The 22,829-nt window shown below is 66.9% G+C and carries 17 protein-coding genes and 1 pseudogene; 10 read left to right on the top strand and 8 right to left on the bottom strand.

The window, feature by feature from the left end; translation table 11 throughout:
* Positions 1-159: 159 nt before the first annotated feature.
* Both ACRAS8_RS03685 and ACRAS8_RS03690 read right to left on the bottom strand, forming a co-directional pair.
* A complete protein-coding gene (locus ACRAS8_RS03685) occupies positions 160-876 on the bottom strand; it encodes a GntR family transcriptional regulator (RefSeq protein WP_438484309.1) in 717 nt (238 codons plus the stop codon).
* A 313-nt stretch (positions 877-1,189) separates the two neighbouring features.
* The gene (locus tag ACRAS8_RS03690; protein ID WP_438484310.1) at positions 1,190-1,534 is read right to left on the bottom strand and encodes an alpha/beta fold hydrolase; all 345 of its coding nucleotides are present in this window, start codon (positions 1,532-1,534) and stop codon (positions 1,190-1,192) included.
* A 165-nt stretch (positions 1,535-1,699) separates the two neighbouring features.
* Between ACRAS8_RS03690 and istA the strand changes: the two genes are divergently transcribed.
* Positions 1,700-3,205: an IS21 family transposase gene (gene istA, locus ACRAS8_RS03695; RefSeq protein WP_438484311.1), complete on the top strand. Its 1,506-nt coding sequence runs from the start codon at positions 1,700-1,702 to the stop codon at positions 3,203-3,205.
* Complete coding sequence (istB, locus tag ACRAS8_RS03700) at positions 3,205-3,996, top strand: IS21-like element helper ATPase IstB (protein WP_438484312.1); 792 nt, start codon at positions 3,205-3,207, stop codon at positions 3,994-3,996. Before istA ends, istB begins: the two co-directional genes overlap by 1 nt.
* Positions 3,997-4,037: 41 nt before the next feature.
* Here the strand turns inward: istB and ACRAS8_RS03705 are convergent, their stop codons facing one another.
* The gene (locus tag ACRAS8_RS03705) at positions 4,038-4,559 is read right to left on the bottom strand and encodes an alpha/beta fold hydrolase (RefSeq protein WP_438484313.1); all 522 of its coding nucleotides are present in this window, start codon (positions 4,557-4,559) and stop codon (positions 4,038-4,040) included.
* Between the two features lie 238 nt (positions 4,560-4,797).
* On the opposite strand from ACRAS8_RS03705, the gene ACRAS8_RS03710 reads away from it, so the two are divergent.
* From ACRAS8_RS03710 to ACRAS8_RS03730, 5 genes are all read left to right on the top strand, one after another.
* Complete coding sequence (locus tag ACRAS8_RS03710) at positions 4,798-5,685, top strand: alpha/beta fold hydrolase (protein ID WP_438484314.1); 888 nt, start codon at positions 4,798-4,800, stop codon at positions 5,683-5,685.
* 11 nt (positions 5,686-5,696) lie between these two features.
* Positions 5,697-6,413: a MerR family transcriptional regulator gene (locus ACRAS8_RS03715; RefSeq protein ID WP_438484315.1), complete on the top strand. Its 717-nt coding sequence runs from the start codon at positions 5,697-5,699 to the stop codon at positions 6,411-6,413.
* A gap of 2,891 nt (positions 6,414-9,304) precedes the next feature.
* Positions 9,305-9,523 carry a hypothetical protein gene (locus ACRAS8_RS03720; RefSeq protein ID WP_438484316.1) on the top strand — a complete coding sequence of 73 codons (219 nt, stop codon included), beginning with the start codon at positions 9,305-9,307 and terminating at the stop codon, positions 9,521-9,523.
* A gap of 962 nt (positions 9,524-10,485) precedes the next feature.
* Positions 10,486-12,768, top strand: a complete 2,283-nt coding sequence (locus ACRAS8_RS03725; protein WP_438484317.1) for a hypothetical protein — start codon at positions 10,486-10,488, stop codon at positions 12,766-12,768.
* A 770-nt stretch (positions 12,769-13,538) separates the two neighbouring features.
* On the top strand, positions 13,539-13,862 hold the full coding sequence (locus ACRAS8_RS03730; protein WP_438484318.1) for a histone-like nucleoid-structuring protein Lsr2: 324 nt from the start codon (positions 13,539-13,541) through the stop codon (positions 13,860-13,862).
* 133 nt (positions 13,863-13,995) lie between these two features.
* Here the strand turns inward: ACRAS8_RS03730 and ACRAS8_RS03735 are convergent, their stop codons facing one another.
* The gene (locus ACRAS8_RS03735; RefSeq protein WP_438484319.1) at positions 13,996-14,424 is read right to left on the bottom strand and encodes a DUF4870 domain-containing protein; all 429 of its coding nucleotides are present in this window, start codon (positions 14,422-14,424) and stop codon (positions 13,996-13,998) included.
* A 502-nt stretch (positions 14,425-14,926) separates the two neighbouring features.
* Here ACRAS8_RS03735 and ACRAS8_RS03740 point away from each other — a divergent pair.
* Together ACRAS8_RS03740 and ACRAS8_RS03745 are read left to right on the top strand one after the other, a co-directional pair.
* Positions 14,927-15,256, top strand: a complete 330-nt coding sequence (locus ACRAS8_RS03740; RefSeq protein WP_438484320.1) for a hypothetical protein — start codon at positions 14,927-14,929, stop codon at positions 15,254-15,256.
* Positions 15,257-15,537: 281 nt separating this feature from the next.
* Positions 15,538-16,704, top strand: coding sequence for an endonuclease domain-containing protein (locus tag ACRAS8_RS03745; protein WP_438484321.1), 1,167 nt, complete (start codon positions 15,538-15,540; stop codon positions 16,702-16,704).
* A 973-nt stretch (positions 16,705-17,677) separates the two neighbouring features.
* Here the strand turns inward: ACRAS8_RS03745 and ACRAS8_RS03750 are convergent.
* Both ACRAS8_RS03750 and ACRAS8_RS03755 read right to left on the bottom strand, forming a co-directional pair.
* Positions 17,678-18,130, bottom strand: coding sequence for a DUF4442 domain-containing protein (locus tag ACRAS8_RS03750; RefSeq protein ID WP_438484322.1), 453 nt, complete (start codon positions 18,128-18,130; stop codon positions 17,678-17,680).
* 147 nt (positions 18,131-18,277) lie between these two features.
* Entirely contained in the window at positions 18,278-18,448 is a 171-nt protein-coding gene (locus tag ACRAS8_RS03755; protein WP_438484323.1) for a DUF4442 domain-containing protein, read from the bottom strand.
* Positions 18,449-18,755: 307 nt separating this feature from the next.
* Here ACRAS8_RS03755 and ACRAS8_RS03760 point away from each other — a divergent pair.
* Positions 18,756-20,070: pseudogene (locus tag ACRAS8_RS03760) on the top strand (MFS transporter).
* A 319-nt stretch (positions 20,071-20,389) separates the two neighbouring features.
* On the opposite strand, the gene ACRAS8_RS03765 reads toward ACRAS8_RS03760, so the two are convergent.
* A complete protein-coding gene (locus tag ACRAS8_RS03765; RefSeq protein WP_438484324.1) occupies positions 20,390-21,298 on the bottom strand; it encodes a spermidine synthase in 909 nt (302 codons plus the stop codon).
* Between the two features lie 308 nt (positions 21,299-21,606).
* Positions 21,607-22,782 (bottom strand): elongation factor Tu, encoded by a 1,176-nt coding sequence (gene tuf / locus ACRAS8_RS03770; protein ID WP_438484325.1) that lies wholly within the window; start codon positions 22,780-22,782, stop codon positions 21,607-21,609.
* Between the last annotated feature and the right edge of the window lie 47 nt (positions 22,783-22,829).

Here is a 22,829-nt window from a genome sequence, read left to right on the forward strand (position 1 = left end):
GGGCATAGGGCCCAGCGGCACCGCAGCCCTTCCTTGCTTCCGTGCGCGATGGAGCCGATGCGAACCAGACCGCCCCACCAGACAAGAGCGCCAAGGAAAGATCACCGAATCCGCCAACATCGTCCTGAAGAAGGGGGATCCGCAGGCAACGGAGACGTCTCATCGGGAGATGGTGATGCTGGCCTCGGCAATCGACGGGCTGGCCGTGAGCGCATCGATGATCTGCTGCTGAGAGGTTCGCGTGCGGTCGTCCATGGCGGCTCGGGCCGCAACCGGATCGCGGTCATGGACCGCTTCCCAGACCGCGCGTCGTTGATGCGCGGCTGATGCCGAGAACGGAAGGGATCCCAAGGTGATCCGCAGAACTCGTTCCAGCTCGTCGAAGACCTGGATGACCGACCGGGCCAGCCTGTCGTTACCGCAGTTGTCGGCGATGATCGCATCGAACTCCAAAATGGCGCGGAGGAATGCCTCGATGCTCTCCGTATCGCGTGGCTCGTAAGACTGGCCGAGAAGTTCTTCCATACGGTCGAGATCGTCCTGCGGGCAGCCGCGCTCTGCCGCGAGGGCGGCGGTCTCCGTCTCCAGAAGCCGGCGGAAGGCGCACAGATCGCGTGTCCCGTTCAAGGTCACAGGCAGGATCCGGTATCCCGAGCGAGGGAGCACATCAACCAGCCCATCGCGCTGCAGCCGGGTCAGAGCCTCTCTCACCGGCATGGTGCCGGCATCGGTCAACCGCGTCAGATCCGTCTTGGTGACATGGGCGCCGGGCGCCAGATCAAGCTCGATGATCCGCCGCTTGATCGCGAGATACGCGCGCTCGGTGGCGCTCAGGCCGGGGTGGTCCGTACTGAGGATGGCGGGCAGGTACTTCACGCACCCCTCCTAGGGCTTTGATATCCCAGTCAGAATGTCTTGGATCTAAGCGGTCCGAGCAGGCACTGGATCCGACAAGTGGTTCTGTCCGAGGCGATCGTGTGCCGCAGATGGCGGCCGACGCCGTAAAAGTGACCCGCGAGAAGCCGGCCGCGAGGTTCTCGCGGCCAGCTGTCGGCTGCGCCTCGTGGCAGTTCCCGCCGCTGTCCGGTCTTACCGGGCCCCTCTGTCGGCATTTTCGTCACCGGACCTGGTGGGGGCGCAATCGAACCCGTCGGCCCGAGGGCGGCGAAACAGGGGCCAGGGCAAACGATCAGTCCGTCGTTTCCGTCAGCTGCTTCACAAAAGTGTCTGCGACCTGCGCAACCCACTCCGGATTCTCAAGCGGCGGGTAATGCCCGATGTCAGGCACCCTCAGCAGCTGCGCCGTCGAGCCCATCTCGGCGACCGTGTCATCGACCAGCCCATCCTGAACGAAGAAATCGTCGGTGCCCTGCACGAGCAGGACCGGGCACCGCACATCGCCGAGTCGGCCGCGCAGATCGTGGGAAGCCCACGCCTGACCGTCGAACTGACCGGCCTGCTGGGAAGTGCTGCGCTGAAGCCACCTCAGCTCGGTTTCCTGCTCGACTGTCAGCTTTTTGCTCGCCGAGCTCACCGCCGCATACTCAAGGTGATCCGTCCAGCCGGCATTGACGGCGGACGTGCAAAGCTCCCCATAGGTGGACGATTCGGCTCCCCACTGGCGGACACGATTCCTCCCCGCTGACGGACACGTGGTCTCCCCGGCGTGTTGATCCGCCGGCCTGTTTCCTTGGCCGGCGTGAAGACAAAAGAGGAGATCATGGAGATTTTGGAAGCGTTCGACCTCACGGGGAGTTACCGTGCGGCGGCCGAGCTGGCCGGTGTCGACCACCACACCGTGAAGCGGTATGTCGAGCTTCGCGGCAAGGGGAACGACCCGACCCGGCGTCAGCAGCGGCCGAAGATGATCGACGGGTTCATGCCGAAGATCGAGGAGCTGATCGAGCGGTCCGGCGGCCGGATCGGGGCCGACGCGGTCCACGACAAGATCCGGGCGATGGGCTTCGCGGGCACGGACCGCACCACCCGGCGGGCGGTCGCTGCGGCGAAGGAGTCCTATCGGGCTGGTCACCGCCGTGTCTTTCGGCCTTGGATTCCCGAACCGGGCTTGTGGGTCCAATGGGACTGGGGTGATGGGCCGAAGATAGGCGGCCGCAAGACCTGGCTGTGGTGCGCTTGGCTGGCCTGGTCCAGATTCCGGGTGGTGATCCCGGTCCTGGACAAGACACTGCCAACCATCGCCGGCTGCCTGGACAGCACACTCAGGAAGATCGGCGGTGTCCCCACCTATGCCCTCACAGACAACGAGCGGACGGTGACGTCCGACCACATCGCACGAATACCCATACGCAATCCGCAGATTGTCGAGGTCGGCCACCACTACGGACTCACGATCCGCACCTGTGTCCCGGCCGATCCGCAGTCCAAGGGCGGCTCCGAAGCGACCGTGAGAATCGCCAAGCGGGACCTGGTGCCCAAGGACGTCAACCTCCGCCCCGCCTACCAGGACTTCACCGAACTGGAGGAAGCCTGCCGCCAGTTCACCGACGAGGTGAACAACAAGGTCCACCGGGCGATCAGACGCCGGCCCGCCGAGGCCCTGGCCGAGGAACAGCAGCGACTGCACCCGCTGCCGAACGAACCGTTCACCGCGGCGTTCGGCACGACCCGCAAAGTCGCATCCGACGCCACGATCTCCGCGGAATCGGTGCGGTATTCCGTCCCGCACCACCTCGTCGGAAGGACGGTCTGGGCCCGTTTCCACGGCGACGAGCTCGTCGTCACCGCGGTCAACGCCGACGGCGCCGTCGAGGCCGCCCGCCACCAGCGGTCCACCCCAGGCAACCCCTCGATCAAGGACGAGCACTACCCGCCCCGCGAGAACAAGGACGGCGACCGCACCCCGAAAGCCGCCTCCGCCGAAGAAGCCGCCTTCCTGCAGCTGGGGCCCGGTGCCGCCTCCTGGCTGATCGAAGCGGCCGCCGCGGGCGCCCGACGAATGCGGCCGAAGATGGCCGAGGCCGTCGCCCTCGCCAAACTCCACACCCCAGCCGAAATCGACCGGGCACTGGGAACCGCCGCGATCGCCGGACGGTTCGCCGAGAACGACCTGCTGTCCATCCTCGACCACCACCTGGGCCGCGAAGTCGCCGAACCGACCCGGGCTTCCGAAGACCACAGCCTCCAGCCCGGAACCTCGGCCTGGTCCAGCTTCGGCCTCACCAACGACAAGGACGCGCACTGATGGCCACCCCTCTCCGCACCATTTCGGGCTCCAACGGCGACCCTCTGGCCGAGGCCATCGAGCTGACCAAGCGGCTCAAACTCCCTCACATCCGCCGGTCGTTGACCGACCTGATCCCCACCGCGAAGGCCCAACGCTGGGACCCCGCCGAAGTCGTCCGCGTCCTCCTCGCCGAGGAAGCCGCCGGCCGGGACGCAGCTAACCTGCGGACCCGCCGCAAGCGCGCCGGGTTCCCCGCCGGCAAGACGTTCGGCGACTGGGACGAGACCGCCTCCTCCATCCCCCGCCAGATCCAGGACTCGCTCAAGACCCTGGAATGGATCTCCCGCAAGGAGAACCTCTGCGTCTGCGGGCCCTCCGGCACGGGCAAGAGCCACTTCACCGAAGCCCTCGGTCAAGCCGCGGTCGAGGCCGGAATGACGGTTGCCTGGTTCGCGATCGAGGACCTCGGAGCCCTGGTCCGCCGGCACCGCGTCGACGACTCCCTCGCCCGAGCCATGACCCGGCTGATCCGCAGCGACCTCATCATCGTCGACGACATCGGCCTCCTGCCGGTCTCCGCGGACGCCGCCGAAGGCTTCTTCCGCCTGGTCGACGCCGCCTACGAACGACGCGCCATGGCCGTCAGCAGCAACCTCCACCCCTCCGGCTTCGACGAGATCATGCCCAAGACCCTGGCCACCGCGACCGTCGACCGGCTCCTGCACCACGCTCACGTCGTCGTGACACAGGGTGATTCATTCCGTCTCACCGAGGCCACCTCAGGCAAGGGGGTGAGACCCCTGCACTGACCCCACCCCGGGGGAAGACCACGTCCACCAGTGGGGACTTCTCATGTCCACCAGTGGGGAGATCTGCAGTCCGCCTCCGGGGAGCTCCAGAAGTCCGTTGACACGGCATCGGGCGCGCTTGTCCGACCTGCCAGCAACGCGGCAGCCTCGGCCGACAGTGGCGTCCACGACGCTGCTTGCATCGTGACGACGCCTCGATAGCCCTCTCCGTGGTGAGCGGCAAGATCCAGTGCCGTCAGTCCTCCGACGGAAGCGCCGAGCACAAAGGGCGCGATTCCAGGCAGCACCGTGCGCACGAACGCGTGCACGAACTCGGCGTGGTCGTGAATGGAAGTCCCCGGCTGCCACTGTGCCGGGTAGGAACGGCAGTGCCCGGGAAGATCGGGCGCGATCGCGCGATATCCGCGTTCAGCGAGCAACGGCAGAACGTGCCGGTAGATCCGAGAGTCCGTGGCCCCCGGGTGGATGCACACGATCGGGACACCTTCGCCGGCCTCGTCGAAGTAGGTGCGTGCACCGTTGACCGTGACATAGCGGCCCGTGATCGGTTCAAAGACCGTCATCGCTCAACTCCTTGCTGGTCACAAACAGAGATTTCTCGGCCATATGGCAGCGACTTACTGAGGATCTGAGATCTCTATAGAACAAGCTGAGATCTTACCCGTGCCGCCCGTCCTACCCGACAGGCATCCCGCAGGACTGCCGACCCGACACCAACCTTGGGTTGGCCGTTCTGGGCGCAGCATCGGGTTCGGCGGGCGGTTTGACCTTGCCCCTGCGTCAGGGTTGGACCATCGGTCCATGAACACCGCCACACGCCTTGTGCGTCAGGCCCCGCTGGGGCGCCTCTACGACATCAACGGACGGAGCCTTTTCCTTCATCGCTCGGGCAGCGGCGGCCCGACCGTGGTCTTCCTGCCCGGTGCCGGCGCGATCGGCCTGGATTACCTCAACATCCACGACAGGATCAGCCAATTCACCACCTCCGTGGTCTACGACCGTGGCGGCACGGGATGGAGCGGTCCTGCCGATCTGCCACGGCCCCTGGCAGAGGTCGCCGTCGAACTGCGGGAACTGCTGCACGCCGCGGATGTGCCGGCCCCATACGTGCTGGTCGCGCACTCACTGGGCTGTGCCTACGGTCGCCGCTTCGTGCAGTTGTTTCCTGAGGAGGTGGCGGGCGTGGTCTACCTCGATGGCCTCGTCGAGGACTGGGAGACCTACATGCCGCAGCTGCGACCTCAGAAGATCCCGGGCACGGCGGCACTGCGGCTGGTCTGCCTGCTGTCGCGGGGCATGTATCGGCGGATGTTCGCGTCGTGGCCGCGCGACATCCGCGAGCCCCTGGTCGCGCACCACCTCACCGTGGCCGCACAGCGGGCGGGTGCCCTGGAACGCAGCAACCAGCCGGAGTGGCTCGACGAGCTCAAGACCGGAGGCCCCGTGCCTGATACGCCGCTGATCGCGCTGACCGCGATGGGAGTCGATCCCGGCATGCGTCTGATCATGTCCCCGAAGAAGCTGCGGCAACTGTACGCGGGCAAGCGGCGGCTCTACGACGCCCTCGCCGCGTCGGTGACGCACGGCGAACACCGCGTTTTGAGCGCAGCCCGCCACAGTACGATCACCGCGGACTGCCCGGACGCCGTCACCCAGGCCATCCGTGATCTGTGGCGGCGGGTGTGCTGAAAGGAGTGCCGATGCTCACCATCGGACAGCTGGCTGACCGCGCCGGAGTCACGGTGCGGGCCGTGCGCCATTACCACCAGCGCGGACTGCTTGCCGAACCCGAACGCGACGCCTCCGGCTACCGGCGCTACGACGCCCAGGCCGTGGTGGAGTTGATCCGCATCAAGACCCTGGGTGACGCAGGTGTGCCCCTGGCTCGCATCGACGAGCTCCTCGCCGCCCAGCCCGAGGAATTCGCCCAGGCCATCACCGACATCGACCAGGCTCTGACACGGAAGATCCACGAGCTCACCCGCCACCGGCGCCGCATCGCGGAACTGGCGGCGGGAGACCGCCTCTTCCTGCCCCCCGAGGTCATCGAAGTCCTCGACCGGATGCGTGCCCTCGGCGTCAGCGAGCGGATGGTGCGCATCGAACGCGACTCCTGGATCATGCTGGTGGCCCTGGCACCGGCATCAGTGCCGACGTGGGTTGCGGGGAAGGAAAAGGCACTCGCCGACCCGGAGTTCCGGCGTCTGTATCTGGCCTGTGACGAGGCGATGGACTGGGAACCCGACGACCCGAGACTGCTCGACCTCGCCACCGCCATGGTGACCTGGACGGCGCAGCAGCCAGCGCACGAACAACCCGGTGCCGGGACACTCGCCCTGATGAACGCCAACGTCACCGCCGCTTCGCCGGCGTGGCGACGGCTGACAGAGCTCCTTTCCCGGACGCGCCAAGAATGATCGGCCAGGGCCGTCCGCCAGCCCCCAGAACCTGGCAGCAGATACGACACGTGCCACGAGACCCGACCGGCCAACGGCAGGCAGTCACAGCCACTCGTTGATGGCTGTAACCAGCACAGTCGCCTGACAGCGGACCGCGAGCTTGCCATACCGCGTGACCGCCGCCCGATGGCGCTTCGGTCTGTTGATTCCGCATGCGACTGCGTGGCGCTGCTTGTAGTCGTCCTTGTCGAACGTGGGAGAACGGCCGGCACGGGAGCCGGGTTTCTCAAGGAAGTCACCCGAAGATGCCGGGGCCGCTCGCGAACCGTCATGTGCCGCTGGCTGGCTGAGGCGGTCAGTTCTTCAGGGCAATCAGTAGGCCGGCGCCGAGGAAGGCCATTCCGCCGAGCAGCAGGAACACCGCCGGCCCCGTTACGTGCCGTCACATGTGCACCCGTGCCGTCTGGGGTGGCGGCCTTCGTACACCACTGGGACCTACCGCCCGGTCTTCAGGCCCATCCCGGTCCCACGCATCCGGGGTGAGAACTCCACGCGTTGTCTCTGCTGGTCGTGGAAGGTTATGACCGGCCCCCAGGTGTGCCCGTCGTCCTCACGGCCACCACAGCGCACACCACCGCGCCCGTAGTTCCGTTCCACATCGACTGCCCTTCCGTTTCGTCCGGCACGCCGAGTCCTCGCAGACGAGGAGACGCAGCTCGGCGGGAGCCGGTTGCAACCCCAGGTGCCCCGTCTTCCGGAGCGCCGGATCATCTGCGGACGGTCCCGCCGGCCACGTGCAGGGGCAGGACCCCCGACAACACCACGACCGCGGCGACGGGAGGAAAAGGCCTACGAGTTGACGACCCATGGTTCTCGCGGGATGCGCCACCCGCACCTCGCTCTCACTCACGATCACGCCGGAGAGCCCGCCGATGCCGGTATCGGCGCACGTCCAACGAGCGATGGGGTGCTCTCGAAGCGCGGACAGGACAGCCGGGCTCACGCAGCCGTCTGCGTCATAGGTGACGATGCAGTGGGTCGTGGCCGCAGAGGGCCGCTCGCCGTCCGGGCTCGTTCCGGCGCAAGCAACCCTTGCGGGCGCGGAGTGTGGTCTTGCCGGATGCCGAGGTCCGGGTAGTGACCCTGCCGGCCATCGGCACATGCACAGAGGACGATTCGCCGAGTGCCTGAGTGAGGGTGGAGATGTCGAATCCGAACACCGTGGTGACAGTGGGTTGACGCCCACGAGAGGCTGCCTCGGAGCGGTACACCGGTGGCAGCGGCGATCACGGGCCGCTATCCGGCCGACAGCGCCGCTGAGTGCGAGGCCGATACGGCGTCGGGGGAGGAATTCTGACTGGTGAGACCGATGGTCTTCGTGACTCTGCACTGGAGTGAGGACGGGGCGGAGCACCGGGACTGCTTCGTCGACTCCGACGGGGGTTGTCCGTTTGCCGTACGGCCGTACCAGTGCCGAAACCGTGACCCACCGGGCCGAGCTGCCCACCCTTCCCGGCAGGACGACACACCTGGTTCTTGGGGAAGGCATGCAGTCAGCTCTCCAGAAGGCATGGGGCGCTCGCCCCCTCACCTGACCCACGGCACGCTCGGACACTTTGCGCGAGTGCCTCGCTCTCCCGATGTCCCGGGCCGTGGCCATCAGGCCGTCCAATGTGGCCCGGGTCCGCACGAGTTCGTCGATGTGCTCGGAGAGCCGGTTGCGCTCCTGCGTCGTCCGTTCAAGGAGCGGCATCGGAGTGTTGTCCTCGCTGGGCCTGTCGACGCAGGCAGCAGCTCGGAGCGTAGCGCCGTGCCCGGCATCCGGGCACGCGATGCACGGACCGCTACGGCGGCACGATCACGGGCCGGATCCGGTTCGCCGTGGGCACCGTGGCCGCGACTGTGGCCACGATCGGCGCGGGCGGCCAGGACGGGTATCCACCTCTCCCCCGGTTGGCGGGACCCGGGCCGTCGAGGAGACCGACGCACTCGCCTCAACACCGCGCTGCTGACATCACTGGACCAGCTCCAACTCGCCTACGTCCACCTGAGGTTGACCACGGACGCGGAGGTTCTCATCGGCCTGCGCCGCGCCTGGCCGGGGGCGAGCCCCCGGCCATCACACGGCCGAGTAAGCCTCCCCGGAAGGCGAAGGCCGCCCCGGAGTAGCCATTGCGGCGGGGAGCACCCAGCTCCCCGCGCTTCCTTGACAGGAGCATTCCGTGAACAGCAAGATCCTGCACTGGCTCCGGGCCCAGCTCGGCTCAGACATTGGCTCTGCGGACCTCACCTAGCGGTATCAGCGTCTCGGCTCCGCCCGCGCCGTCGTTGCCGAGGCCCTGCACGAGCGGATCACCGCGCTCCTCTCCGACCCGTTGAAGGTCACCGTGAACGGCGTCGCGACCATCGACAACTCCGCGAACGTCGCTGCGTTGGAGCGCAGCATCGCCCAGCTCGACCATCAAAGAGCCCCCGATGACGTTCTTCTCGAAGAGTTCAGCCTCAGTGTCATTCCCCTCACAGGCCGTCCACGACGCTGACAGCAACTGCCGAAAGCGCCAGCATTCTGAGACTCATATTCCGACATCGAGCCTCTCGTGTAAGTCCGGGATCAGCCGATCGACAGCGATACACCCGCAGCGATGGGAAATGTCAGCCTCAGCCTCGGAGCACCCCCACGGCGGCGGGGAGAACGAGCGGAGTCCGCCTGCCTTCTCGACGCGATGCGGAACACCCCCGCGTCGGCGGGGAGCACACTTCAGCTGTCCAGTGGCGGGCTTCGACCGACTGCATTCATCGGCTGAGACCGTGCTGCGCCGGGCGCACAGATCCACGACATCGCTCATACCTGCCGGCAGTACCTCGATCTGGGCCCTTCGGTCACCGACATCGAGGAGGAAGTCCTGTGCGTGAGCCTGATCATTAACAGCTATGAGTTGTCCGACCGGCAACGTCTCGTGTCCACGATCTTGTGGTGGCAGGACCTGCTGGCGAGGCATCAGTCCCAGGCCGATGCGGGTGACGTCGCCATGGTCCGGCTCCGTGACGCAGGGGCGGTGAGGCAAGTTCAGGGGGCCTACCAGTGGGTTTCCGACCACCGGACTGCATTGGAACGCTCAGTGCGGTGAGCGCGTGACAACGGCCGCAGTCGATTCGCTGATTCCGTCCCACGGCGGTCGGACGGCCTTCTACGATCCGACGCATGCTGGATCCCGAACTCCTGGAAAGGACCACCGCGCGCCGTGCGGAACTGCACGCACTCGAAGAATAGCTGACCGAACAGCTGGCGGAGGTGCGGGCCGAGCGGGACAAACTCGCCGTCGCCGAACGGTCCTTGACCGGGTGAGAGCAGCTCGCCGACGAATGCGCCTCAGCCACACCGGCACCCGGGCAGGTGGGCGACCGACCGGTGATGCTGATCCCGCACCGCACGCCGGATGCAGAGGAGAGCATGCTCCCGCCGGACTACCAGCGCATCCTGGCAGCCGTGCAGCAGGCCGCCGGACCGGTCATGGCCCGCCCACGAGGTCGCCGGGAGTCCCGGTGCGCACGAGAACCGCCCGCCGGAGACGTTCACCGCCGACACCCCCGTGGGCCGCTACCGGGGCGTCACGGACCAGGTCGTCATGTCCGTCACCCCCGGCCACGACCGCACTGTTCCCAGCCGCCGCGGCGCCGACCGACTCGCCTGGCTCCCCGCCCCTGACCACACGGCCCCACACGATCCATGGCCGGCCTCCCACCGCCCGCGGCATGCCGCCCCCCTTCACACCCCTATTGAGAAGAGCTCTGACCAGGCGCCAGACCAGCGGGAGCAGCAGCGGCGCTCCCACCCATGAGTCCGGTGGTGGCACTCATGAGCTGCGCTGGTGCGTCTGCCCGAAGCGCCTGCTCACTGGAACGGACGAATTTTGTATATGCCACTGACCTGTTCGCGGCAAGCCACCGAGCGAAGGAAGTGGCATCCGAGCAGTGTCAGTACCGCATCGCGATGCGGTGTGCCGGGCCCGGCTGACGCGGTTACCACTGCTGCCGCCGTCAACCCTGCCCGGATAGCGGATTGACTTCACAGACCACAGGGGTGACAAACATGAGCGTCTTTCCTTTGAGGGAAAGCTTCTCGGGAAGTACCGCACCTACCAATTGGAAACTCTTCCCTGGCGCCAAGATGACCGGCGAGGGATGGCTCCGTTTGGTGCCGGCGACCAGCACCCAAGCAGGCACGGCATTCCTCACCAAGGAATTCCCCAGCAGCCTGGGAATCACGGTGGAGTTCGACTTGGCGGCCTGGGGCGGATCCACGTACGACGGACGCGTCGGCGACGGAATCTCGTTCTACCTGATCGACGGATCCAAGGACCTGAAGAACGTCGGCGGACCAGGCGGAGCTTTGGGCTATGCCAGGCACCACCCCACCAACAAGCCCGGAGTCAACGACGGATACGTCGGCATCGGCATCGACCAGTGGGGCGCGTTCTCCTCCGAGAAACACGCCGGCACCGGCGGTCCGGGCGTAACGAAGAACCAGGTGGTGGTCCGCGGCCGGGGAGACCAGAACTCCGGCTTCGCGTACTGCAAGGGAGCCGACCTGCCGCAACTGAGCCTCTCCCGTGAGAAGCCGACCCGTGTGCACCTGACCATCATCAGCGGAAAGGTGTCGGTCGGCGTACACGGGACCAACGGTGTGCAGAAGCTGATCCAGGACTTCGATCTCACCAAGGTCGACGGCCAGAAGAAGCCACCGAAACAGCTGAAGCTCGGCCTGTCCGCTGCCACCGGGGCGGCTACCAACCACTACGAGGTCCGCAATCTGGTGATCACCCTGCCGGCCGAGATGCCGCTGAGCATCGCCGGCAGCACGACGGCGGTGGCGGGTGAACCGTTCAGCTACACCATCACGGTGGAGAACAAGGGCCCCAACGACGTTCCCGACGCCAAGGTCACCGGCTCCGTAGCAAAGGAACTGACCGGCGCGAAGATCGAGAAGTGCGACCTGTCGGGCGGGGCGGAAAAGGTCGGCGAGGGATCCATCACGAACGGTGCCCTGGAACAGAAACTGAAGCTCCCGAACGGCGGCAAGGCCACCCTGACGATCAAGGGCACCATCCGGACCGGTTTTGCCGGCACCATGCCCAACACGGCCAAGGTCGAGTCGGCCACGTGCGCGAACACCGCAACCAAGGCATCCGATTCCCTGTCGACCACGGTGCGCCTGCCCGAGGCGAAGGTGCCGTTGAAGATGGGCGGGCCCTCGCAGGCGTACGCCGGCACACCGATCGAGTACACGGTCACGGTGTCCAACGGAGGCACCAACACCGTGCCGGAGGCGAAGATCAGCGGCACGATTCCCGCCGAGGTGATCAACCCGAAGATCGAGAAGTGCGAGCTGTCGGGTGGCGCGGAGAAAATCGGCGAGGGATCGGTGATCAAAGGTGATCTCAAACAGTCCGTGAAACTGCCTGCGGGCGGTCAAGCCGTCCTGGCCGTGAAGGGTACGGTCAAGTCGGGCTACCAGGGCCCCCTCACCGCCACCTCGAAGGTGGAGACACCGAACTACGCCAACACCGCGACCAAGACCTCCGATTCGGTCGCAACCACGGTCACCGCTCCCACCGGCAAGGTGTCACTCAGCATGGGCGGCCGTCCGGCGACCGGGGAAGCAGGGAAGCCGCTCACCTATACGGTGACGGTGACAAATGAAGGTTCCACCGACGTCCCCAAGGTGGAGGTCACCGGCAAGATCCCGGACGAGGTGACAGCCCCAAAGCTGGAGGAACCGCAACTGTCGGGTGGGGCGGAGAAACTCGACAAGGGATCGGTGGACAACGGGGATCTGAAGCAGTCGCTGAAGATGCCCAAGGGCAGCAGTGCCACACTGCGGGTGACCGGCACCGTCAAACTCAACTTCACCGGTCCCATCACGGCCACTTCCAAGGTGGAGACACCGAACTACGGAAACACCGCGCCGAAGACCTCAGACTCGGTCAAAACCACGATCACCCTGCCGAAAATCGACGTCACCGTCCCAGCCAGCGGATCATTCGAGCAGGTGGAGAAACCAAAGGGCCAAATCTGCTGGTACGACTTCCAGCTGGCCGCGAGCAAGTACCGGATCAAGCAATGGCAGCTGTACTTCGACGGCCTGCCGAAGGGCAGCAAACTCAACCCGGCCTTCAAACTTCCCACATACGTCACGGCCAAAAAGGACGGCAGTCAGGACGGGTCGGTTCTGATCGAGTCAGACGGCAAGGCCCACGCCATCGAGCCCGAAAATCCGCACACTATCCGTTTGCAGGTCTGGCACAGCTCGAAGGAGACATCCAACAACTGCAAGGTCTACAACCTCAAGGGCATCGCAGTCAAAGAACAATGAGGCGAGGCACCGGGCAGCGTCGCCCAGGGAATGACTGAGCGGATCGGGCCCGGCCTGCACCAGAGGCACCGTCCCGACCTGTTCCGCGACTCCCCGAACTGGATGTCCCCGAAGCCTTCTTCCGAACTCAGAGAGCCGATCCATCAGTCACTGTGCCCCTCGCCGACGGGACGGAAGGCAAAATCCCTCGGATACGGCCTCGCCCGAGTCAAAACCAGCTCGGCAGTATCAAATTGCCGTAGTCCCCGATGCTGCCCGTAGTGGCGTGGCACGGCACTCCTCGAAGCCGTTCGCGAGGTGGGACGCGTCAGGCTGCCGACGCCTCGTCACGGATGCCTGGCGCTTCAATGAGGGCGCTCGTGCGTTCTGTCAAGCCGCAGGCTTCAGCCCAATGAACGTGCTCCTGGATCGGCAACTCTGACTTCGAAGCTTGCCTGGTCCGTGCCAGGACCGGGCGAGCGGAACTTGTCAGAACCAACCGATCGACCGACAACACGGGTTCAAAATCACCAGCGGGCTCGCGCTATCGGCGGCGAACTCGACGCCGTGAATCACGGGTCGAGTGGCTGGAAGATCAACTCAGTTCGATACCCGCGCCCTGAACAGGCTGACGGTCTCCTCCGGTCGAATCCATGCATCTCACGCCATCCTGTACGCGAGTTTCGCGATCGCCTGAACTCACTCCCGACTAGCATTTGATGCTCTACCGAAATCTCCCCGTGCGGTCAACCGCGGAGAGGGAAGCAGCAGAATCCTTTACACTTTGCCCCATGGCACAGAAGACCGTAATCGTTTATACAGACGACCTCACGGGCGAAGAGACCTCAGAGGCGGCAACGCACACCATTGCTCTCGATGGCGTGGCGTACGAGATCGACCTCGGCCCGGACAGCTACGACAAGCTGCTTGAGGCCGTTGGCCCCTTCCTTAAGGCCGGGCGCAAGACCGGCCGGGCTCGTAAACCCCGGAAGGTCACCGCCGGTGGTGACGACACCGCGGCGATCAGGGCGTGGGCGAAGGAGAACGGCTACCAGGTCAATGACCGCGGTCGTGTCCCGGCAGACATTCGCGAGGCATACCAGAAGGCTCACTAATCTACCCAAATAAGACGGAAGCCCCTCATGTCATATGAGGGGCTTCTCCCTAGCACTTAGCAAGTCGAGGACGATTTTACCTCCAGAGTGGCTGGACTCCGATCGTGTCGAGACTAGCCTCCCCAGATTTGCCCTACGCCTTGACCATCGGCCAGGCGACGAACTTCGGATAAGACCACATCTGCCCGCGGCTGGCCTTGACGGTGCCGATGATGGCAAAAACGATGCCGGTGATGACGAACGCTCCCAGCAGGGCGAGCACGCTCAGCAGCACGATCGGGAGGGCGAGCGGGACGACCGGCTCGGAGTGCTGGTCCACCGTGGCAAGGGAGAGGGTCATGACACCGCTGACGTACATGATGAAGCCCAAGACCACCACGATGCCCTGGGTGATGCCGAAGTTCATCGCCTGGGCGCCGTGATGGCGGACGAGCGGGTCATGCAGGTTGCGGGGATTGTTGCGGATGGTCATCGGGGCGAGCCAGCCGAGGATCCCGCCGAGGCCGCAGCAGAAACTCGCGCCGACGGTGATGGTGAGCAGCGCGGAGAGATGGGTCCACATGGCTGCGGTCGACGGCGGCTGTATCGGGTGCGGGTAGCCGGGCTGTCCGCCTGGTCCCCATCCCGGTCCTGATCCGTACGGGCCAGGACCTGCGTCGTTTCCAGGCGTCGCGCCGCGGGGAGGCTGCGGCTGCGACTCGTCGGGCTTGTGGAACTCGACCATGCGTCGATGCCCCCATAATTCTCGTTGCAGTACGGGTGTGCGAATTTGCTACTCAGGATGACTCTACGGGATGAGTCGGACATCTCCAGTGGGCGGCAGAGCTGTGCACCACAGCACAGGGCGGAGGCCGTCAATGCTTCGCCCCGCCTGTGTCGCGAAGCGATCAGCCGGCCCCGCCCTCCATCCCTGGGGTGAAATCGCTGGCTTTGCGACAACCAGGCGTCCCACTTTGAGAGCTTTGAGAGCAACGCGACGACAGAGCCAAGTAACCGGGATCCCGCGAGTTGCCCATTCTCGCCCGCGTCCCAAGCGATCACGCTCTCGCCGAGGGCCTGGTCGAATGGGAGAACAGCTGATGCTGGACGTCACCCTCATCCGCACACAACCCGAGTACGCGCGTACGGCGCTGGCCGAACGCGCCGTCCATGTCGACATCGATGCCTTCCTCAGCCTGGACCACGAGCTGCGCGATGTGCGCAGGGATGTGGAGTGGCTGCGCGGCGAGCGGAACTCGATCTCGGACGGGATCGCTCGCAGGCGGCACGCTGGTGAAGCCGTCGAGGAGCTGCGTGCCCGGGCCAAGGCACTCAGGCATCTGGGGGAGGCTGAGCAGCGACTGCGAGAATTACAAAAGGCCCACCGCGTTTTCCTGGACCGGTTGCCGAACTAGAACATCGCTCACGCTACGGCAGGCAGACGCACCGGCCCGAGAGCCGTTCTGCGGAGCCTCTCGGGCCGTCCGGGCGCTCTTCGCGCACCCAGGGTCGCGGGCATATGAGCACCATGCGTCCAGACGTGCGCTGCGTTCGCATCGCTACATGTCCCGATAAGGACGCAGTCATCGAGGTCGATGGTCACGATGTCTCTTCTGCGGTTGAGGCGTACCGGATCACGCAGACCGTCGACGAGGGTCCTGAGGTCACGCTCTACGTGAGGCAGGGCTGGACGGGCATGGAGTTCGAGTGCCTGGCCGAGGTGTCCATGGAGGCCCGGGTGCGCCGGGCGGCCGCGGAACTGAACGCGATGAGGATGGATCGGCAGGACCTCATCCGCATCGGTCCGTTTCGCGGAGCGCCGCAGCACGAGGGCAACGAGGAAACGCCGCTGTGTTGGCGCCGGCGCCTCGTACGGGAACTGCAGGAACTGGGCGGCGGCCCCGGGCAGGCAGTACGACGTGACGTCGGCCGGCCGTACCCTCTGGCGGGGATCGACTGGCGACAGATGCTCGTGGAGCAGACCCGCGGCGGGACGCAGCGGACGTGGTGGCTGCCGCGCGCCGTGGTCAGGCTGCTGGATGCGGCCGAGCACGCCGAAACGCAGTGGGTGCAAGCCGCACGGACCCGCCAGGCAACCGCAGCCGTCACCGAGCCGCCCTCCCTCCCCCGGCAGGCCCGAGCCGCCGACGGTCCGCAGCCGACAAGCCCCCAGAGCCCCACTGCTTCACCGCGCCCGTACGGCAAAGAGCTGGACGGCCAGCTGTACTCGGTGCTCAGCAAGAAGCCCGGTATCTCCCGCAAGGTGGCCGGATGGGCATGCGCGGTCTGCCGCACCGCGCCCGCCACCGTCCTCGACCACTGCCACGAACACGGCTACGTCCGCGCCCCCGTCTGCCAGTCCTGCAACACACAAGAACGCCCCGACCACCTCTACAGCAACGACATCCGCGTGGCGAACCGCTACAGGCGCCTCTTCCACACCGACACCGACGACTGGCTCCGCCACTGGCACCGCTGCCCAGGCTGCCGCGCACGCACCACCCTGCCCCTGCCCCACCTCGCCGCATGGACCGACCACACAGCCTGCCGATCACTGCGCCCCGCCCACCGCGCCCCCGGCGGGCGCGAGCCCTGCGGTGTCCTGCGCGTGTCCTGGACGGGCAGTTGGCAGGCACCCCGTTCCTGCCTGCTCACCGTCGCCGTCGACTTCTGCCCCTCCGGCGAACACCGCGTCCTGGCGCAAGTCCCCTACCGCGAAGCCGCCGAACGGTTTCGTGCCTGGCTGGCCCAGACAGCCCCTGCCCTAGCCGCCGCGGCCGGCCCCGACCGCCTGGACGACCTCCCCGCCCAGTCCCGGCCAGTCATCGCGGACACCAGCGGCGAGGGCCTGGCACTCTTCTGAGCCAGCACCGGGAGACCCGACACCCCAACGCCACCTCGCAGCCGCTGCCCCCGACACCGTCACCCCACACACCCCAGCGAAATGCGCAGCAGAGTTGCCCAAGCAGTCAAAGCTCGGTGGGACCGGTCAGCGGCCTGGCCCTGGGCTGCTCTCCGCGCAAGCGGAGGCGAACCATCGCCCTCCGCCCAGGAGTTCATGGCGCGCAACCGCTCTCCGCGCAAGCAGAGGCGGACCGGCCACCCGAGCCACCGTCAGGAAGGGCAACACGCGCTCTCCGTGAGAGCGGAGGTGATGATCCTGGCCGGCGACCACCACCAACTGCCCCCTTCTCCGCGCAAGCAGAGGTAATCCAGTACGCCCTACTCACGTCCAGGGTGGCCACCTCATCCTCTCGGCGCGAGCAGAGCCGATCCGCACAGGCATCCGGTGGCGGCATGCCCGGGGAAGTCCTCTCCGCGTGAGCGGAGAGGAACCGGCGGCTTCGGCAGCCAGGCGCTGCTCCAGTTCCTCTTTGCAGGTGCTGCTATCTCCCGGCCTGAGAGTGGTTCCTCTCCTCGACGAGCGGCCGAGTTGCACCCGCAGAGATCACCGTAACGCCCGATGGACATCGTTCACCGACTGCCGGACTGGTACCTCGCTGGTGGGTGGCAGGGTCTCGTGGTCATGCACGAGCTGGCGCCGGTTGACCAGTCGACCGAAATGCCACCGACCGACATCCTCCGAGTACCGTGGAGATAGCGATTTGAACAATTGGAGCAGCTCCAGCTCGGTAGTGAGCGGCGTGATCCGTGGGGAATTGGTCCAGCTCACCCCAGGGATTCGCCCTTCGACCTCCCCCATAACTCCACCAATCCCACCGATCGGCAACGCCACCCAGCTCCGACGTGGGGGCATCCGATGCTCGGACACCCCCACTCCGTTGCCGACCAGAAGCCAGGAGGGATCCGAAATCCTCGTGCTCCTGGCCCTCAACTCAGCTGTTGGGGCGGAGAGTCCACACCACGGTCATCTCACCCGTGACCGCCTCGTCCTCGCGCTGGATGGCAATGCTCACCGGGAACTCCGGGCGCTGCCCCGCGTCGAGCTCCGCGATGACATCGGCAATCGGACGCCCCAGTGTGGCCGTGGCCGTCACCGGCCCCTTGGCAAGCTTCTTGTAGCCGATCTCAGCCCGCACCGCCAGCGGGACGGCCCGTGAGAGCTGATCCCCGAACGCGGAGAGGACGATGGCACCGCTGGCCGACTCAGCCAGCGTAAACATGGCACCCGCATGCGGGCCGGCGATGTGATTGTGGAACTCCGGCTGGTCAGGGAGTCGGAGTACGGCGCGTTCCGGAGTGACTTCCAGGAACTCCAGGTTCAGAGTGCGCACCATCGGCACCGTGGCCGCGAGCATCTCGCCGATCGACGTGTTCTCAACTGTCATGGACTCAATGTTACCCATCGGTAGCATCGCCCGCCATCCCCATCCCCGGCACACCACTGGCCCGACAGAAGCCCCTCGGATCGCGAACTCGCTCCGCTGGCGAGATCGGCAACTCCGCACGGAACCCCGACGTGCACCCATGGGGCATTACGCCCCGGCGTGCGGGCCGCCGACGTGGTTGCGAAAGTCGGGCCGGTCGGCCATGCGGACCACGGTGCGCCCGGCGGTGGTCTCGGTGAGCTCAAGGCCCAGGGTGCGGACCATCGGCACGGATGCCGCCATTATGTCGACGATCGGCGGCAGGGACCCTGAGGACATGCCACCATGTTACCTATCAGTAGCTTAGCTGTGAAGAGGCCGCCCGACGCTCTCCGCGCCCCTCCACTCCTCGCTCCCCAAAACCCGCCGAAATTAAAGGCGTTGACCTCCCACACCCCATATCGTCAACGCCCATGACACGACGGAACCGAACCCCACCGCTGGCACCCCCGCTAGGAACACGGGGCATACGTCCACCAAAAGCCCCAGCCCTGAAAGCGTCAGCACTGAATGCATGGCCCCTCGAAACACCCACCCTGGCAACACCGGACCGATCACGCCCATCGCACCGACGGGAACCCCGCTGATGGCGGCCGACCTGATGGCGACCCGCCCCACCTGGGCAGGTCGGAACTTCGTCCTCCTCAGCTCCGCCACCGTGATCGCCGGCCTCGGCAGCAACGGTGCACTGATCGCGACCGCATTCGCGGTCCTCGACGCGGGCGGCTCCGCCACCGGCGTCGGGCTCGTCTCCGCCGCCTGTATGGTGCCGCTCGTCCTCTTCCTGCTGGTCGGAGGCGCGGTCGCAGACCGGCTCCCCCGGCACCGGGTGATGGTCGTGGCGAACAGCGTCAACTTCCTCTCCCCAGGGCCTGTTCGCGCTCCTCGTCCTGTCCGGTACGGCACACCTGTGGCGGATGGCACTGCTGGCGGCAATCGGCGGCACCGGGCAGGCGTTCTTCCTTCCGGCCTCCGAGGGCATGGTGCTGGCCAGCGTCTCCGGAGAGCAGGCCGGGCGGGCTTTCGCCGTGTTCCGGATCGGGGTGAACGGCGCGACCATCGGCGGCTCGACACTCGGCGGCGCCCTGGTCGCGGCCATCGGCCCGGGGTGGGTGCTGGCGATCGACTCCGCCGCCTTCGCGGTCGCCGGGGCACTGCGCGCCTTCCTCGACGTGAGCGGCATCCCGGAACGCACTCCCAGCGGCGGGATCCGCAACGACCTCCGGGACGGCTGGCGGGAGGTGACGTCCCGGCCGTGGTTGTGGGCGATCGTTGCGCAATTCTCCATCGTCAACGCGGTGGTCGTGGCAGTGCAGTCGGTCTACGGACCACTGGTCGCCGAGGAGTATCTGGGCGGCGCGGGCCCCTGGGGCCTGACCCTGGCCGCGCTCGGCGCCGGAACCGCGATCGGCGCGCTCCTGATGACCCGACTCAAACCGCGCCGCCTCCTACTGACCGGCACCCTCTGCGTCTTCCCGTTCGCCCTCCCGTCCGCCGCGCTCGCCATACCGGTACCGGTCGGCTGGCTCGCGGCGATCATGTTCGCTGCGGGGGTGTCGATCGAGGTCTCCTCGGTGAACTGGATGGTGGCCCTCCACCAGGAGATCCCCGAGGAGAAGTTCTCCCGGGTCTCCTCCTACGACTGGCTCGGTTCACTGGCGATGGTCCCCGTGACCACCGCACTGGCCAGCCCCGCCCAGGACCTGATCGGCCGCCCCGCCGCCCTATGGGCCAGCGCCTCCCTGATCGCGCTCCTCACAGCCGCCGTCCTCTGCGTCCCCGACGTCCGCCATCTCACCCACCGCCCACCCAAACCCACCGTCACCACCTCCCCTCCCCCACCCACTCCGACCAGCCCAAACACCAGCAACACAACGAACGGAACAAATAACTCTCCGTAATCGTTGCCGTAAAAGAAGAAAGGAAGCGGCCCCAGCAAAGGCTCCTACAAAGGCAGGAGACAGCCCCGGACACAGGCCCCGGCTCCGACCACACGCGGACCCCGCCCCGACCACCCAGGGGCCCAGCGCCGACAACGAAACCGACAGCGAACGAGAAAGGGCAGCGGGAAGCAGAAAGGAAGGCACGAAGGGACGGATGTCGATGAGGTGAGTGGGCGGTTGCAGCGAGCGGCCCCAAGCAACAGCCAACCACCAGCCAACAAGCCGCCAACAACCACCAACCAACTGCAGCCAGCTAGCCGCCCAACCACCCACCTACCTAGCCGACGCTGAAGGCCCCGTCCGGAGGCATAGGAGACGGGAGTGCCTGACCATCGGGCACGGGACGCGCATCGGCGATCAGACGTCGCAGGGCCGAACCGTGTTCCACACGAGCGGGAAAGGCATCGCCGGCAGCGCGACGAGCCAGGGCGGCGATCGGAAGCTCCGCGTGCGAGGCAACCAGCACGGCGTTGCCGAAGCGACGACCGCGCAGCACCGAAGGTTCCGCGATCAGGGCGAAGTAGGCGAACACCGCGGCGAAGTTGGCGAGTTGGCTGCGCAGGAAGTCGAACGGAGCGCTGTCGGCGAGGTTGGCGGCGTAGCAACCGCGGGGGCGCAGCACGCGGGCGGCTGCGCGCGCGTATTCGACCGAGGTCAGCTGCGCGGGTATGCGTGAGCCCGTGAAGACGTCCGCCACAATCACGTCCACGCCCGCCTCCGGCGCCGCCTCCAACGCCGCTCGGGCGTCCTGCGCGTGCAGGGTGATTCCAGAGCCGGAGTCGACGTCGGAGTCGGAGTCGACGTCGGAGTTGGAGCCGTCCCGGAGCGGCAGGTGCTCCGCCACCAGGTCTAGCAGGCCGCGGTCGGAGTCGATCACGTGCTGGCGGGAGCGCGGGCGGGTCGCGGCCACGTAACGCGGGAGGGTCAGCGCGCCACCGCCCAGGTGCAGCACGTCCAGCGGCTGCCCCTCGGGCGCGGCCTCGTCCAGGACGTGCGCCAGCCGGCGGGCGTACTCGAACTCCAGGTGGGTCGGGTCGTCGAGGTCGACATACGACTGCGGTGCGCCGTCCACGGTGAGCAGCCATGCGCGGGGGCGATCGATGTCCGGGAGGAGTTTGGCGGTCCCGTGGTCGACGGTGCGGGTGACGGGGACCGGATCCTCGGCGGCCAGTGATTCGTTATGCACCCTGCCATTGTGACGGGCGGGCGGGGCGCCCCACGCCCGCAGCCCCCTCAGCCGGCCCGCAACCCCCTCGGCCGGAGTGAGCCGATCTCTCGGCCGGGGTGAGCCGATCTGCTGTGGCGTGCCCCTGTGCGGTGGTTCACTGCGGCCAGTTCCCGTACGGTCCCGTACGGCCAGTTCCCGGGGAACGATCGGGAACTGGCCGTAGCGTCCGGGAACTGGCTGCAACGTCCGGGAACTGGCCGCGTCGTCCGGCGACTGGCCGCTTCGTCGCCGTGCGGTCAGGCTGTCGCCGTGCGGTCAGTCCGCGGTCAGGCTTCCGTGGTGCGGATTGTGCCTGCGCCGATGGTGCAGCCGCCCTCGCGGATGGCGAAGCCGAGGCCCGGCTCGATCGGGAGCGCACGGCCCAGTTCGACCGTGGCCGTCACCGTCTCGCCGGGACGGGCGACCGCCCGCTCGCCGAGGTCGATGGCGCCGACCACGTCCGCGGTACGGAGGTAGAACTGCGGCCGGTAGCCGGTGGTCAGCGGCGTGCGCCGACCGCCCTCCTCCGTGGAGAGCACATACACCTCGGCGGTGAAGCGGCGTCGCGGCGTGACGCTGCCGGGCGTCGCGACGACGTCACCCCGGCGTACCTGCTCGCGGTGCAGCCCACGCAGCAGCAGCGCGACACTGTCCCCGGCCTCGGCGGACTCCATCGGCTTGCCGAAGGTCTCCACCCCGGCGACGACCGTCGCCAGTGTCTCCGCGCCGAGCACCGCCACCTGGTCGCCGCACCGCACCGTGCCGCGTTCGACGGCTCCCGTGACGACGGTCCCGCGTCCGGTGATGGTCAGGACGTTCTCGACGGACAGCAGGAACGGTGCGTCCACATACCGTTCGGGCACCGGGACGTAGGTGTCCACGGCGTCCAACAGGGCAGCGATCGCCTCCGTCCAGCGCGGGTCGCCCTCCAGGGCGCGGAGCCCGGAGACCCGGACGACGGGCAGGTGCTCGCCGTCGTAGCCGTGGGTGGTGAGCAGTTCGCGCACCTCCAGCTCCACCAGGTCGGTCAGCTCGGGGTCTCCCGCGTCGGCCTTGTTGAGCGCGACGACGATGTGCCGGACGCCCACTTGTTTGGCGAGCAGGACGTGCTCGGCGGTCTGCGGCATGACCCCGTCGAGCGCGGAGACGACGAGGATCGCGCCATCGAGCTGGGTCGCGCCGGTGACCATGCTCTTGATGAAGTCGGCGTGGCCGGGCATGTCGACGTGGGCGTAGTGCCGGGTCCCGGTCTCGTACTCGACGTGCGCGATGTTGATGGTGATGCCGCGGGCGGCCTCCTCGGGGGCCCGGTCGATGCGGTCGAACGGCACGAACGTGCCGCTGCCCCGGTCGCTGAGGACCTTGGTGATGGCGGCGGTGAGCGTGGTCTTTCCGTGGTCGACGTGACCCATGGTGCCGATGTTCAGATGCGGCTTGGTCCGGACGTATGCCGTCTTGGGCATGGTGTTCTTCCTCGCGGGAATGCACTCGGGAATTCGGAATTCGGAAT

It is taken from the genome of Streptomyces sp. S186, from assembly GCF_051603415.1.
In the GTDB taxonomy this organism is placed as follows: domain Bacteria; phylum Actinomycetota; class Actinomycetes; order Streptomycetales; family Streptomycetaceae; genus Streptomyces.

What these genes read in the sequence shown, in the direction of transcription:
- istB (WP_438484312.1), top strand. Translation starts at nt 3,205, where the DNA reads ATGGCCACCCCTCTCCGCACCATTTCGGGCTCCAACGGCGACCCTCTG.
- ACRAS8_RS03705 (WP_438484313.1), bottom strand. Translation starts at nt 4,559, where the DNA reads ATGACGGTCTTTGAACCGATCACGGGCCGCTATGTCACGGTCAACGGT.
- ACRAS8_RS03710 (WP_438484314.1), top strand. Translation starts at nt 4,798, where the DNA reads ATGAACACCGCCACACGCCTTGTGCGTCAGGCCCCGCTGGGGCGCCTC.
- ACRAS8_RS03715 (WP_438484315.1), top strand. Translation starts at nt 5,697, where the DNA reads ATGCTCACCATCGGACAGCTGGCTGACCGCGCCGGAGTCACGGTGCGG.
- ACRAS8_RS03725 (WP_438484317.1), top strand. Translation starts at nt 10,486, where the DNA reads ATGAGCGTCTTTCCTTTGAGGGAAAGCTTCTCGGGAAGTACCGCACCT.
- ACRAS8_RS03730 (WP_438484318.1), top strand. Translation starts at nt 13,539, where the DNA reads ATGGCACAGAAGACCGTAATCGTTTATACAGACGACCTCACGGGCGAA.
- ACRAS8_RS03735 (WP_438484319.1), bottom strand. Translation starts at nt 14,424, where the DNA reads ATGTGGACCCATCTCTCCGCGCTGCTCACCATCACCGTCGGCGCGAGT.
- ACRAS8_RS03740 (WP_438484320.1), top strand. Translation starts at nt 14,927, where the DNA reads ATGGGAGAACAGCTGATGCTGGACGTCACCCTCATCCGCACACAACCC.
- ACRAS8_RS03745 (WP_438484321.1), top strand. Translation starts at nt 15,538, where the DNA reads ATGGAGTTCGAGTGCCTGGCCGAGGTGTCCATGGAGGCCCGGGTGCGC.
- ACRAS8_RS03750 (WP_438484322.1), bottom strand. Translation starts at nt 18,130, where the DNA reads ATGACAGTTGAGAACACGTCGATCGGCGAGATGCTCGCGGCCACGGTG.
- ACRAS8_RS03755 (WP_438484323.1), bottom strand. Translation starts at nt 18,448, where the DNA reads ATGTCCTCAGGGTCCCTGCCGCCGATCGTCGACATAATGGCGGCATCC.
- tuf (WP_438484325.1), bottom strand. Translation starts at nt 22,782, where the DNA reads ATGCCCAAGACGGCATACGTCCGGACCAAGCCGCATCTGAACATCGGC.